This is a genomic window from Halopseudomonas xinjiangensis (genome assembly GCF_900104945.1).
GTDB lineage: Bacteria > Pseudomonadota > Gammaproteobacteria > Pseudomonadales > Pseudomonadaceae > Halopseudomonas > Halopseudomonas xinjiangensis.
The window spans coordinates 1,628,433-1,642,826 of record NZ_LT629736.1 but is presented as its reverse complement, the minus strand read 5'-3'; the positions used below and the strand labels follow the sequence as shown (position 1 = coordinate 1,642,826).

Below are 14,394 nucleotides of genomic sequence, written 5' to 3'. Positions count from 1 at the left end.
GTCAGACTACGGCGACCGATTCGACGAGAAGAGCGATAGCCCGGTCGGCGTCGATGCCGGCGGCTTCGGCCTCGAAACTCAGCATCAGCCGATGTCGCAGCACGTCGTGCACCACCGCCTGCACGTCTTCAGGGCTGACGAAATCACGGCCAGCCAGCCAGGCATGGGCACGGGCACAACGATCCAGCGCGATGGTGCCTCGGGGGCTGGCACCCAGTTGCAGCCATTCGGCCAGCTGCGAGTTGTACATCTCTGGTCGGCGAGTCGCCATGACCAGCTGGATCAGGTATTCCTCCACGGCGTCAGCCATGAACATTTCGAGGACTTCCTGACGCGCAGCAAGAATGGTGGACTGGCTGACCTTGTTGGCCATGCGCGGCTCGATACCTTGCGCCTCTCCGCGGGCCAGATGAAGGATGCGTCGCTCTAGCGCGGCGTCCGGGAAACCGATGCGCACATGCATGAGGAACCGATCGAGCTGCGCTTCAGGCAGCGGATAGGTTCCTTCCTGCTCGATCGGGTTCTGCGTAGCCATGACCATGAACAGCTCGGGCAACGGATAGGTCTGCCGCCCGATACTCACCTGGCGCTCGGCCATGGCTTCGAGCAACGCCGACTGCACCTTGGCCGGCGCTCGGTTGATCTCGTCGGCCAATACCAGATGATGGAAGATGGGCCCCTGCTGAAAGCTGAAACTTGCCGTTTCGGGACGGTAGATCTCGGTACCGGTGATGTCCGCAGGAAGCAGGTCCGGCGTGAACTGCACGCGATGGAAATCTGCCTCGATGCCTTCGGACAGCACTTTGATCGCCTTGGTCTTGGCCAGGCCGGGCGCGCCTTCGACCAGCACATGCCCGCCGGCGAGCAGGCAGATGAGCATGCGATCGATGAGCACTTCCTGGCCGAAGATCTGCTGGTTCAGAAACGACTTGAGCTCGAGAAGCGAATCGCGGTGGGTCATGGGTGCGTCCATCTACAACTGGGAATTCCCTGGAACGGACACTTTACCTAAATACCCTTGGTCTAGACTAATCTCCGACGACAAATTGTTAACTCGAGCGCACACGGGAATACACCGTGACGCTTTTTCTGAATGGCATACCCAAACCTGCCGGAGGCACCATGGCGCTGATCCTGGCCAGCAGCAAACAGGAACTTCTCGATATTCTCACTGACCGCCTGCAAACGCTGGTGGAATCCGGCGATGAGCAGGACATCGCGCGGTTCACCCGGCATTTCTTCGGCATCGTGCCGTTGGAAGAGCTCCTTGCGCGGCACGACTCCGATCTGCTCGGCTGTACGCTATCGTTCTGGCGATTCATGCAGAACCGGACCGGCAGCAGCGAAAAGTTGCGGGTATTCAACCCTGACACGCAGCAGCATGGATGGCAGACGACCCATTCGGTCATCGAAATGCTGCATCCGGATTCGCCTTTTCTGGTCGATTCGATCCGGATCGAGCTCAAGCGCCAGGGGCTGACCATTCATACGCTGCAGAACAGCGTGATGAAAGTCGAGCGCGACGAGCAGGGCAACCTGGTTGCGGTTCATGACCCGGCGACGCCCGTTGACGAGCGGGTGCGTGCCGAGTCGGTCATCTACATCGAGGTTGAACGCTGCGCGACGGCAAAGGCCCTGAATAGCGTCCAGCAGGGTTTGGTGGATGCGCTCGGCCATGTGAGAGCCGCGGTGGGCGATTTCCCGGCCATGCAGCAGCGGCTGCGCGACGTCATCACCGCGCTGGCCGACGGCAAGTCAGGTTATTTCGACGAGGACGAGCGCGCCGAGGCGATGGACTTCCTGCAATGGCTGCTCGCCGACCACTTCACTTTCCTCGGCTACGAACGATTCGCCATCGCCGAAGGTATCAGCGAACAACGCCTGGGTATGCAGCCAGAGCACAGCCTCGGGGTGTCCGCGCTGGATCAGTGGGACGACTCCATCGAAGACCTGCCCGAGGCGGTCGTCAGTTACCTGCAGCAACCCCTGCTGCTGTCCTTTGCCAAGGCGTCGCGCTTCAGCCGGGTGCACCGGCCGGCGTATCCGGACTACGTCTCGATACGTGAGGTCGACACCAGTGGACAGGTCCTGCTCGAACATCGGTTCATGGGGCTATACACGTCGAAGGTCTATCGCGACAGTGTCGACCGGATTCCTTATCTGCGCCGCAAGGTGGCCGCGGTGCGCGACGAGATTGGGCTGAACCCGGAGAGTCATCTCGGGAAAGAGCTCGACCAGACCCTCCAGGTGCTGCCGCGCGATGATCTGTTTCAAATGTCGCCGGACGTGCTGCGCGATACAGCGGTCGGCATCGTGCAAATGCAGGAGCGGGCGCGTATCCGCGTATTCCTGCGCCGCGGCAACTACAGCCGCTTCTATTACTGTCTGGTGTTCGTTCCCCGTGATCTGTACTCCACCGATATCCGAATGAAGATCCAGGCGGTGCTGATGGACAGGCTGGAGGCGACCGAATGCGAGTTCTGGACGTATTTCTCGGAATCGATTCTGACCCGCACGCAATTCATCCTGCGTGTGGAGCCTTCCAGGCACCAGCAGGGCGTCGACCATCAGCAAATCGAGCGGGACGTGATCATGGCCTGTCGGGACTGGCACGACGACTTCCGAGATCGGCTGGAAGACAGCCTAGGCGAGGCGAAAGCCAGCGCAGCCTGGGCCAACTTCGGCGACAGTTTTCCCGCCGGCTACAGTGAACGCTTTACCACCGCTTCGGCTGTGGTCGATCTGCGGCATCTGCTGTCCTTGAGCGATGCCGACCCTCTGGCGATGAGCTTCTACCAGCCATTGACGCAAAAACAGGGCGTGTTGCACTGCAAGCTGTATCACCTGGGTGAACCCTTGCCGCTATCGGACGTCATGCCGATCCTGGAAAACCTGGGTTTGCGCGTGATGGGTGAGTTTCCGTTCCGAATCGTCGGACAGGACGGCCGGACCTACTGGATTCATGACTTCGAGTTCACCTACGCTCTGGAAAGCACGCGTGATCTGCAGGAGGTCAATCAGCTGTTCCGTGACGCCTTCATAACTATCTGGCGCGGGCAGGCTGAAAACGACGCCTTCAATCGTCTGGTGCTGCTGGCGAACATGTCCTGGCGTGACGTGGCCTTGCTCAGGGCTTATGCGCGCTATATCAAGCAGATCCGCATGGGCTTCGAGCTGCCGTACCTGGCCAACACGCTGGTCTCGCATTCGAGTATTGCTCGCGAACTGGTGCGACTGTTCAAGACGCGCTTCTATCTGGCTCGCAAGTCGACAGCCGCCGAGCTGGAAGACAAGCTGGAAGCAGCCATCATTGCCGCGCTCGATGGCGTTGCGGTGCTCAACGAGGACCGCATCCTGCGGCGCTATCTCGACCTGATAAAGGCGACGCTGCGGACCAATTTCTATCAGGCTGACGAACACGGCCAGCCGAAAGATTACATCAGCCTGAAATTCGATCCGCACCGGATTCCGGAATTGCCGTTACCGCGCCCGATGTACGAGATTTACGTCTACTCGCCGCGTTTCGAAGGCGTGCATCTGCGTGGCGGCAAGGTCGCGCGGGGCGGCCTGCGCTGGTCGGACCGGGAGGAGGATTACCGCACCGAAGTGCTAGGCCTGGTCAAGGCCCAGCAAGTCAAGAACGCGGTTATCGTGCCGGTCGGGGCGAAGGGCGGGTTCGTTCCCCGGCGCCTGCCGGTCGGCGGAACGCGCGACGAGATCCAGCAGGAAGCGATTGCCTGCTACAGCCTATTCATCCGCGGGCTGCTCGATCTGACCGATAACCTGGTCGAGGGCAAGGTCGTCCCGCCACCTCAGGTGGTGCGCTATGACGACAACGACTCGTATCTGGTGGTTGCTGCCGACAAGGGCACCGCAACCTTCTCCGATATCGCCAATGGCATTGCCGCGCAGTACAACTTCTGGCTCGGTGATGCCTTCGCTTCGGGCGGCTCCGCCGGCTATGACCACAAGAAGATGGGTATCACGGCGCGCGGCGCCTGGGTTTCGGTGCAACGGCATTTCCGCGAGCGCGGCGTCAATATCCAGGAGCAGCCGATCACCGTCGTCGGCATCGGCGACATGGGCGGAGATGTGTTCGGCAACGGTATGTTGCTGTCGCGCCAGCTCAAGTTGGTTGCCGCGTTCAACCACCTGCATATCTTCATCGACCCCGACCCGGACCCGGAGCGCAGCTTCGAGGAGCGGCAGCGCTTGTTCGATATGCCGCGCTCCAGCTGGGCCGACTACGACCCGACGCTGATATCCGAGGGCGGTGGCATATTCGAGCGCAGCCTCAAGCAGATTCGCCTGACTCCGCAGATGAAGGAGCTGTTCGACATCGACGCGGATGCGCTGACGCCTGCGGAGCTGATTCACCGTCTGCTCAAGGCGCCTGTCGATCTGCTGTGGAATGGCGGCATCGGCACCTACGTCAAGGCAAGCACCGAAACTCACGCCGAGGTTGGTGACAAGGCCAATGACGTGTTGCGCGTCGACGGCAGTGCGCTGCGTTGCCGTGTGGTCGGCGAAGGTGGCAACCTGGGCATGACCCAGCTCGGGCGTATCGAATATGCGCTGAACGGTGGGGGCGTGAATACTGACTTCATCGACAATGCCGGCGGGGTCGATTGTTCCGATCACGAAGTCAATATCAAGATTCTCCTCAACGAGGTGGTGGCGGCACAGGACATCACGCTCAAGCAGCGAAACGAGCTGCTGGCGAGCATGACCGAGTCGGTGGCAGGCCTGGTACTCGATAACAACTACAAGCAGACTCAAGCCATCAGTCTCGCACAGCGCCAGGCGACCAAGGCGATGGGCGAATATCGCCGCTTCATCAACTCGATGGAAACAGCGGGCAAGCTTAACCGCTCGCTGGAGTTCATCGCCGCGGATGACACCTTGGCCGAGCGTTCGGCGCAGGGAGGCGGCCTCACGCGTCCGGAGCTATCGGTGCTGATCTCCTACTCCAAGGCCGATCTCAAGGAAACGCTCGCGGCTTCGGATGTGCCCGATGATCCCTACATGAGCCGGGAGCTGAAAACGGCGTTCCCGCCGATGCTCGTCGAGCGGCACGGCGATGCGCTGGAAGGACATCGACTGCGCCGCGAGATCATCGCTACCCAGCTGGCCAACAACTTGGTCAATCATATGGGCATCACATTCCTGCGCCGGCTGGAGCAGTCTACTGGTGCACCGCCGAGCGACATCGCGCGAGCCTATGTCGTCGGCCGGGACGTGTTCGGCCTGCAGGAGCAATTCGCGCGGATCGAAGCACTGGACTACCAGATTCCGGCCGAGATGCAGATGGATCTGATGGACGACCTGATGCGCCTGGGTCGTCGCTCGGCGCGTTGGTTCATCCGCAATCGTCGGCTGAACCTTCAGCCTGGTCAGGAGGTGGCGCACTTCGCGCCGCGTATTGCCGAGCTGACCAAGCAGGCGGATGTGCTGTTCGAAGGTCCGGTGCGTGATGTCTGGGAGTCGCGTTTCGATCGCTACCGGGAGGCCGGCGTGCCCGAGCCCATCGCGCGCTTCGTGGCCGGTACCGGGCATTTCTTCACCATGCTCGGCATCATCGAGGCGGCGGACGAAACCGGGCAGCCTACCGAGCGCGTGGCGCAGGTGTTCTTCTCGCTCGGTAGCGAGCTGCAGATGCCCTGGTTCACCCAGGTGGTCACCAGTTTGCAGGTCGATTCACATTGGCAGGCGCTCGCGCGGGAAAGCTACCGCGATGACCTCGACTGGCAAGTGCGCAGCATGACCGTATCGGCTCTGCAGCTGGCTGGCGAGGAGCTAACTCCACAGGAAGTCGTCGAAGTCTGGATGGAGCGCAACCAGTTCCTGATCCAGCGTTGGCGTGTCATGCTCGCGGAACTGAAAACGACCACCGGTCCGGACTATCCGATGGTGGCGGTGGCCATGCGCGAACTGCTGGATCTGGCGCAGAATGCCCGCCAGACCAGCCAAGGAGCGCTATGCAAGAACTGATCATCGACGTCGCGCTGCCTGCCGAACGGTACCTCGCCTGGTACCGGGGCAGCGCGCAGCGCGTGTTGATGCACAGCCGTGATGGCCGGCGGGTGAGCCTGCCGGCCCATCACCTACGACCTTTCCTGAGTCATGATGGCGTCTACGGTAGCTTCGTCATGCGTTTCACCGACGATGGCAAGCTGCTCTCGTTGGAGCGCCTTGACGGCTAAACCGGTATACTCGCGCCGAAATTTCCATCGGGGCTCGATCCATGTATTCCACGCTGCGTTCATTGATGTTCCACCTGCCGGCCGAGACGTCTCATGACCTGGCTCTGGACATGATTGGGGCAGCAGGGCGACTGGGCCTGGCTGACCGGCTGGTTCGCCCGGTTCGGTCTGCACCTGTCTCGTTGCTGGGCCAGAGGTTCGACAACCCGGTCGGGTTGGCTGCGGGGCTGGACAAGAACGGCGTGGCGGTCGACGGCATGGCAGCCCTCGGTTTTGGCTTCGTCGAGGTTGGCACGGTCACGCCCCGGCCCCAGCCAGGCAATCCCAAGCCACGTCTGTTCCGCCTGCCAGAAGCGCAGGCGATCATCAACCGGATGGGGTTCAACAATCAGGGCGTGGACGCATTGCTCGAGCGTCTTGCTGCGGTGCGCTACCGCGGCGCGCTGGGTATCAATATCGGCAAGAACGCCGTCACGCCGGTGGAAAACGCAGTGGATGATTACCTCTACTGCCTGCGCAAGGTCTATGACCGGGCCAGCTATGTCACGGTGAACCTGTCGTCGCCCAATACGCCTGGCCTGCGTACGCTGCAGTACGGTGATGCGCTCAAGCAACTGCTTGAGCAGATCAAGGTCTGCCAGACGCAGTTGGCAGCCGAGCGCGGACGCTACGTGCCGATCGCCATCAAGATCGCGCCGGATATGACGACCGAGGAACTGGCGCTGGTAGCCGGGACCTTGCTGGAGCAGGGCATGGATGCGGTGATCGCCACCAACACCACGCTGGACCGCACAGCGGTGCAGGGGCTCGAACACGCCGGTGAGGCGGGAGGATTGTCTGGCGCACCGCTGACGGATGTATCGACCGAGGTCATCCGCACGCTTGCCGAGACGCTCGCCGGGCGCATGCCGATCATCGGAGTCGGCGGCATCTTCAGCGGCTCGGATGCGGTGGCGAAAATCCAGGCGGGCGCAAGCCTGGTACAGATCTACAGTGGCTTCATTTATCGCGGGCCGGAGCTGGTCCGGGAATGCGTCGAAGCGATAGCGGCAATGGATCGCTGAAACGAGTGGCCCCCGCATGGCGGGGGCCGGTGGGCCTCGAGGCCCGGCGCTTGGGAAGAGCGCCCTGGGAAATCGGCAGTTTTGAGGGGTCTTACCCTACAGCATGCATCTCGTTGAGGCGATGCACACCGGAAATGCCCGTAAACCCGGCCCAATGATCGGCCCGGCCTTCGCGCCACCCGTTGATCCAGTTCTGTCTGGTATTGGGGTTGGCGAAGGGGCAGGAATCTTGTGATTTACCATGAACACCATTTTGGTAGCCGCGCAGAAATGCTCGTTCCATCGGATCACGCTTGAGTCTTCTCATAAGGTAGAGCCCTCGTGTGGTGTTGAAACCCTGACTGCCTGGCGGCAATCAGGCGCAGCGGCGGGCCGATCCCGCCTCTGCCGGGGCTGCCTGTTGCAGGTCGCCCCAGAACTGGTCTGACCACAAGTCATTGGGCTGTTGTACCCTAAGCCATCAATACTCAGCCAAGATCGATTTGGTATAGACAGCGGTTTCATTAAGCGATCTAGACCATAACCACTTGGTAGAACTCCGGAAATCAATCACATGCGTAACAACCTTGAATTTTTTGTGACCTGTCCGAAAGGCATCGAAGGTCTGCTGCTGGACGAATTGCGTGCCCTGGGCGCGGTCACGGTCAAGGAAACCATTGCCGGGGCGAGCGTTACGGCGGATCTGGAGTTCGGTTACCGCTGCTGCCTGTGGTCGCGCCTGGCTAACCGGGTGCTGTTGATTCTCGACAGGTTTCCGGCGGACAGCGCAGAAAGTCTTTACGAAGGGATCCGCGGCATAGACTGGACGGAACACTCGACGCCTTCCGGCACGCTGGCGGTCGATTTCAGCGGCCAGCTCACCGGTGTCGACAACACTCACTTCGGCGCCCTCAAAGTGAAGGACGGGATCGTCGATACGCTGCGCGCGCCGGATGGCACTCGGCCGTCGATCGACAAGATCGCGCCGCATCTGCGGGTCAACGTGCATTGTCGTAGCGGTCAGGCTCAGGTGGCCATTGACCTGTCCGGCAACAGCCTGCATCAGCGCGGCTATCGTTTGCAGCAGGGTGCCGCGCCGTTGAAGGAAAACCTTGCCGCCGCGATTCTGATCCGGGCAGGCTGGCCACAGCTCGCCCAGCAGGGCGGGGCGCTGGCCGACCCGATGTGCGGCTCGGGGACCTTTCTGGTCGAAGCGGCGTTGATGGCTGCGGACGTCGCGCCCAACCTGCATCGGATCAGCTGGGGCTTTTCCAAATGGTTGCAGCATGTTCCGGCCGTCTGGGAGCGTCTGCTGGCTGGCGCTCGCGAGCGTGCCGAGGCCGGCCTGGCCCTTCCGCCGCTGTGGATTCGTGGCTACGAAGCCGACCCGCGATTGCTCCAGCCGGTACGCAACAACATTCAGCGGGCCGGACTCGCCGAATGGGTCAAGGTGTACCAGGGCGAGCTGGCAAACTTCGCGCCCAGTCCTGACCGCGGTCAGGCAGGTCTGATCGTGACCAACCCGCCATATGGCGAGCGGCTGGGCGACACCGCCAGCCTCCTGTATCTGTACCAGAAGCTCGGCGAAATTCTGCGGGAGCGCTGTCAGGGCTGGCAGGCAGCGATCTTTACCGGCAATCCGGATCTGGGCAAGCGCATGGGGATCCGCAGCCACAAGCAATACGCGCTGTTCAACGGCGCCCTGCCTTGCAAGCTGTTGATGATGGACGTGACGCCGGAGCGCTTCGTCACCGGCAAGTCGACTCCAACCCGTGAAGCGGAAACGGGCACACCGGCGACCGAGCCGACCGCGACGGCGCGGCTTAGCGAATCGGCGCAGATGTTCGCCAACCGCTTGCGCAAGAATCTCAAAACGCTGGGTAAATGGGCCCGGCAGAACCAGATCAGCTGTTATCGGCTTTACGACGCGGACATGCCCGAGTTTGCCGTGGCGATCGACATCTACAACGATTGGGCGCATGTTCAGGAATACGCGGCCCCCGCCTCGATCAGCGAAGAGAAAGCGCAGGCTCGGCTTCAGGATGTGCTTGCCGCGCTGCCGGAGGTGCTGGATATTCCCGCCGCGCATATCGTGCTCAAGCAGCGTCTGCGTCAGGCCGGCAAGCAGCAATACCAGCGTATGGACCGTCGTGGACAATTCATGGAAGTCAGTGAAGGACGGGTGCATCTGTTGGTCAACCTGACCGACTATCTCGACACCGGCGTGTTCCTGGATCACCGTCCTCTACGCCTGCGCATTGCTGCCGAAGCTACAGGCAAGCGATTCCTCAACCTGTTCTGCTATACCGCCAGTGCCAGCGTGCACGCAGCGGTCGCAGGTGCGCGCCGGACGACCAGCGTCGATCTCTCGCGCACCTATCTGGACTGGGCGCGGCGGAACCTGTCACTGAACGGGCTCTCGGATCTTCATCAGCTGGTTCAGGCGGATGTGATGGAGTGGCTGGAAGTGGAAAGGGGCGACTACGACCTGATCTTCATCGATCCGCCGACCTTCTCGAACTCCAAGCGCATGGAAGACGTGTTCGATGTGCAGCGTGACCACGCGCACCTGATCAATCTGGCCATGGCGCGGCTGGCGAAGGGTGGAGTGGCATATTTCTCCAATAACTTCCGCCGCTTCAAACTGGACGAAGGCTTGCAGCGCGCGTATCAGATCGAAGATATAAGCGCCCAGACGCTCGATCGGGATTTCCAGCGCAACACGCGCATTCACAAGACTTGGCGCCTAACGCATCGCGCGTGATGTTCGCGCGCAATCACCGTTCTGCTGCGACATCCCTTGTCGGCGTGAGCATGGCGAAAGGGTCGGGTTTGGTGAGGTTCGCCAGCCCGTGTTCGCGCCTAGGTGCGCTTCTACACGAAAGGGCTTTGCAGAGGGCGTAATCGGGAGAGAAAAAGCTTTCTCCCGGTCATGTCCGCCTTCGTAGCACCTTACTGTTTGGTGGCGATATCGGTCGGCGCGCGTCGGTAGACGTCTTGCAACACCAGATCCAAGGCGTGTCGGCTTCCGCCTGCTGCAGGGTGGTTGACGATGGCTGTCACCGCCCAGCTTTGCCCGTTGGCGTCCTGGGTAATGCCGGCGATTGCACGCACGGCGCTCAGCGAGCCGGTCTTGATATGTGCCCGACCAGCTACTGGGGTGTTGCGCAGACGCTTGCGCATGGTTCCATCCATCGCTGCCAACGGCATCGAGGCGATGAACTCGGATGAATAGGGGCTATTCCACGCAGCCTCGAGCAGTTGGGCCATTTCACGTGCGGTCAATCGCTCGCTACGTGACAGGCCCGAGCCATTCTCCATGACCAGCGCCTCCGGAGCGATCCCCTTGTCAGCCAGCCATTGATTGATGATTCGAGTCGCGGCCTTGTGGTCGTCAGCGTCGACCGGGCTGCGCTGCTCGCGGCCAATAGTCAGGAATAATTGGCGAGCCATGGTGTTATTGCTGAACTTGTTGATCTCGCGCACCACGGTGACCAGATCCGGCGAGGTACTGCGGGCGAGCAGTTTGGCACCCGCGGGTGCCTTGTCGATGCGGTTGGCGCCGGCGATGCGGCCACCCATCTCATGCCACAGCGTGCGGATCAGGCTGGCGGTGTAGGTCTCAGCATTCAAGGCGGAGAGGTAGCGTTCGGCAGAGCAGCCCTGGTGAATGGCACCAGTCAATCGCATCTGCGCGTGCGTACCGTTGTCGGTCAAGCCGTAGGTAACGTTCGGCCACGGACAGGACTTCACTGGCGGTAGCAGCTTGACCTGATTGTCGATATTCAGCTCAGGCAGGGCAGGGTCAAGGTGAACCCGAACGCCGCCTGCCTCGCCATAGGTCTTCAGGTTGAACAACTTGAGGTTGGTCAGCAACGGGTCAGGAGCCACCAGGAAGGGGCGGCTCGGATCGTTGCCGTCATCGCGGAATGCCGGGAGATCGACCGGCAAGCGCAGGTCGCCAGGCTGCAACACCAGATCGCCGGTGACTTCGTGAACGCCGGCAGCCCTGAGATCGCGTAGCATCAGCCAGACGCGCTCCATGGTCAGCTTGGGATCAGCATCGCCGCGGAAGACCAGGTCACCTTGCAACTTTCCGTCGCGAATCGGACCTGTGCCGTAGAACTCGCTGCGCCACTGATAGGTAGGGCCGAGCAACTCCAGCGCGGCGTAGGTCGTCACCAGCTTCATGGTGGAGGCGGGGTTGACCGCCTGATCGGCATTGACGAACTGAGCCATACCCTGGCCTTCCAGCGGAATCACCGCCAGAGAGAAAGCCGACGCTGGAATCTTCGCAGCGGCCAGGGCAGAACTGACCTGCGCCGGCAATTTCCCCGCATCTGCCGCAACAGAGAGGTCGGCCGTAGCGAACAGGGCGAGAGCGGGAACGAGGTGGCGCAGCGATACTTTCCATGAGCCGATCATGATGGGCTGAATACTCCAGGGCGGACAGCAGACCCCTCAAGGAGAGAGAGGGGCGGGTCTAATATGCGGCCATCATCACGCAAAAGACCCGCCGCGCAAAGGGTCAGCCGATTGACGGTAGTCTGGCGTCATCTTGATGTCGCTTTCGTGTTCAGGTGGGGCTGGGAAGGTTGAAAAAAGCCCGTGCGGTTCGGCTTGTATGGGCGGCGAGGCTATCCAGCGACTCATTCCGGCATGCTGCCACCGTTTCGCCGACTACCGGAAGAAATGCCGGTTCGTTTCGCCGGTTCTTTGGTTTCGGCGCGAGCGTTCGGGGGAGTAGCCAGGGCGCATCGGTTTCGAGCATGAGACGGCCAGCAGGCACGTTCGGGACCAGCTCGAGCAGGTGGGTTCCGCGTCGCTCGTCACAGATCCATCCGGTGATGCCGATGTGCAGATCAAGATCGAGATAGGCGAATAACGCAGCGCGGTCAGCGGTGAAACAGTGCACCACAGCGGCAGGCAGGCGGTCGCGATAGCTTTGCAGAACGTCGATGAGTAGTTCGCTGGCGTCGCGTTCGTGCAGGAAAAGCGGCAGGCGAAGCTCAACTGCAATCTCCAGTTGTTCTTCCAAGGCTTTGATTTGACTAGGGCGAGGGGAGAAGTCCCGATTAAAATCGAGGCCACATTCGCCAATGGCGCGGACCGACTTGGCGGAAGCCATCTGCCTGATTTCGCCAGCGACTTCGCGGGACCAGTGTCGTGCTTCGTGAGGGTGTATACCAGCAGTGCAAAATAGGCGGTCCGGGTCTGTCTCGCACAGACTCTGCACTGCTTGCGCGGTGTGTCTGGACGTCGAAGTCAGAACCATCTGGCTGATACCGGCCTGCCAGGCGCGTTCGAGAACGGCCTGGCGGTCGGTGTCGAAGGCAGCGTCAGTGAGATTGACGCCGATATCGATCCATTCCATCAGTTAGTCGCGACGGGGCTTTGCCGGTGGCTTGGGTTTGCCGGCAAAATCCTTGCGCGGAGCGCGGCGTGGCGGACGATCGCTTTCACCGGGCGGTGCCGGCCAGGAGCGAATCTGCAATGCTACGCCGTTGATTTCCACGTCTGCAAGGCGAGCCAGGGTGGCGTCGTCCAGTGCAGGCAGGTACACGCCGGTATGCTCGGTGAACATCTTGATGTGGCCGATCTGCTGACGCTGCAAACGGCCATGCTTGACCAGTGCGTCGACCAGCGGCTTGGGCATCAGATTGTTCGCGCGGCCACCCTGGACCTTGTAACGGACCAGACCGGCATCACGCTCATCACCGCCTTCACGACGCGGCGGAGCCGCAGGCAGATCAGTAACCGGCTCAACCAGCGTCTTGGCACCCGGCAGAATGCTGAGCAGGGCCGCAGCGAGTTCTTCCGGATCCATGCTGGTCAGTTCCAGCAGATCGCTGACCAGTTGCTGATGCAGGGCGCCGGTGTTTTCGCGCGCGCTGTTCAGGCGAGCCGCCAGCTTGCTCAGCCGGCCGCTGCGCACGGCATCCGCGCTAGGCAGAGCCTGGGGCTGAATCTTTTGCCCGGTGGCTTTTTCCAGAACATGCAGCAGACGACGCTCACGCGGGGTGGCGAACAGGATCGCGGTGCCCGAGCGACCGGCGCGGCCGGTACGGCCGATACGGTGCACGTAGGACTCGCTGTCGTGCGGGAGGTCATAGTTCAGAACATGGGAGATGCGTTCCACGTCCAGACCACGCGCTGCGACGTCGGTGGCCACGACAATGTCCAGCAAGCCGCGCTTGAGACGGTCAACCACCTGCTCGCGCAGTTGCTGGCTGAGATCGCCGTTCAGCGCTGCGGCGGCGAAGCCGCGTGCCTCGAGACGCTCGGCCAGCTCAAGACTTGCGGTCTTGGTGCGTACGAAGACGATCATTGCTTCGACCGGCTCGACTTCCAGCAGGCGGGTCATGGCATCGAGCTTGTGATGGTTCGACACTTCCCAGACCTTCTGGGTGATCGTATCCAGGCTGCTGGTCACACCGCTGTGCAGCCGGATTTCCTTCGGCTCACGCATGTGCTTGCGGGCGACGGTGCGCACACCGGCCGGCATGGTGGCGGAGAACAGCGCTTTCTGGGTTTTCTCCGGGACTTTTTCGAACACGGCGTCGAGATCGTCGGCGAAGCCCATCTTGAGCATCTCGTCAGCTTCGTCGAGGACGAGAAAGCGCATGTCGTCGAACTTGATGCTGCCGCGGCGCATGTGGTCGGTTAAACGACCAGGGGTGGCAACGACGACGTGCACACCACGCTCAAGCGCCTTGAACTGCGGAGCGAAGGCGGAGCCGCCGTACAGCGCGAGCACGGAAAAGCCGCGCATGTTCTGCGCGTACCGTTGCAGTGCCTCGGCCACCTGCAGAGCGAGCTCGCGGGTAGGGGTCAGAATCAATGCCTGCGTAGCGCGCAGGCTGACGTCGATGCCGGCCAGAACCGGCAGAGCGAAGGCGGCAGTCTTGCCTGTGCCGGTCTGAGCCAGACCCAGCAAGTCTTCGCCAGCAAGCAGAGTGGGAATAGCCTCAGCCTGGATCGGAGAAGGTGTTTCATAGCCCAGGCTGCTCAAAGCCTGGAGGAGCGGTGCAGGCAAACCGAGATCGGCAAATTGCACTGTCGCCGGAGCGGTATCGGACATACGGGAGATAAACCTTGGGGAAAGAGTCGAATAGTATACGCGCAACACAGGGGATTTGCCGCAAGCT

Annotated in this window: 9 protein-coding genes; 4 read left to right on the top strand and 5 right to left on the bottom strand. The window is 61.5% G+C overall.

The features are described 5' to 3' along the window. Position 1 precedes the first annotated feature (1 nt). Positions 2-961 (bottom strand): AAA family ATPase, encoded by a 960-nt coding sequence (locus BLT85_RS07500; RefSeq protein ID WP_093392733.1) that lies wholly within the window; start codon positions 959-961, stop codon positions 2-4. 161 nt (positions 962-1,122) lie between these two features. Here BLT85_RS07500 and BLT85_RS07495 point away from each other — a divergent pair, with 161 nt between their 5' ends. The 3 genes from BLT85_RS07495 to BLT85_RS07485 are packed head-to-tail and all read left to right on the top strand — an operon-like array spanning position 1,123 to position 7,267. Further along, positions 1,123-5,991 carry an NAD-glutamate dehydrogenase gene (locus BLT85_RS07495; protein ID WP_093392730.1) on the top strand — a complete coding sequence of 1,623 codons (4,869 nt, stop codon included), beginning with the start codon at positions 1,123-1,125 and terminating at the stop codon, positions 5,989-5,991. After that, on the top strand, positions 5,979-6,203 hold the full coding sequence (locus tag BLT85_RS07490) for a DUF2835 domain-containing protein (RefSeq protein ID WP_093392727.1): 225 nt from the start codon (positions 5,979-5,981) through the stop codon (positions 6,201-6,203). Before BLT85_RS07495 ends, BLT85_RS07490 begins: the two co-directional genes overlap by 13 nt. Positions 6,204-6,244: 41 nt before the next feature. Next, positions 6,245-7,267 (top strand): quinone-dependent dihydroorotate dehydrogenase, encoded by a 1,023-nt coding sequence (locus tag BLT85_RS07485; protein ID WP_093392725.1) that lies wholly within the window; start codon positions 6,245-6,247, stop codon positions 7,265-7,267. A 91-nt stretch (positions 7,268-7,358) separates the two neighbouring features. Here BLT85_RS07485 and rmf read toward each other — a convergent pair whose 3' ends face one another. Continuing rightward, positions 7,359-7,574, bottom strand: coding sequence for a ribosome modulation factor (rmf, locus tag BLT85_RS07480; protein WP_093392723.1), 216 nt, complete (start codon positions 7,572-7,574; stop codon positions 7,359-7,361). 246 nt (positions 7,575-7,820) lie between these two features. On the opposite strand from rmf, the gene rlmKL reads away from it, so the two are divergent. After that, the gene (gene rlmKL, locus BLT85_RS07475) at positions 7,821-10,010 is read left to right on the top strand and encodes a bifunctional 23S rRNA (guanine(2069)-N(7))-methyltransferase RlmK/23S rRNA (guanine(2445)-N(2))-methyltransferase RlmL (protein WP_093392721.1); all 2,190 of its coding nucleotides are present in this window, start codon (positions 7,821-7,823) and stop codon (positions 10,008-10,010) included. A gap of 188 nt (positions 10,011-10,198) precedes the next feature. Here the strand turns inward: rlmKL and dacB are convergent, their stop codons facing one another. The 3 genes from dacB to BLT85_RS07460 form a co-directional block, all read right to left on the bottom strand. After that, a complete protein-coding gene (gene dacB, locus BLT85_RS07470) occupies positions 10,199-11,671 on the bottom strand; it encodes a D-alanyl-D-alanine carboxypeptidase/D-alanyl-D-alanine endopeptidase (protein WP_093392719.1) in 1,473 nt (490 codons plus the stop codon). A gap of 151 nt (positions 11,672-11,822) precedes the next feature. After that, on the bottom strand, positions 11,823-12,620 hold the full coding sequence (locus BLT85_RS07465) for a TatD family hydrolase (RefSeq protein WP_093392717.1): 798 nt from the start codon (positions 12,618-12,620) through the stop codon (positions 11,823-11,825). Positions 12,621-12,623: 3 nt separating this feature from the next. Further along, positions 12,624-14,327: a DEAD/DEAH box helicase gene (locus tag BLT85_RS07460; protein WP_093392715.1), complete on the bottom strand. Its 1,704-nt coding sequence runs from the start codon at positions 14,325-14,327 to the stop codon at positions 12,624-12,626. Positions 14,328-14,394: the final 67 nt, after the last annotated feature.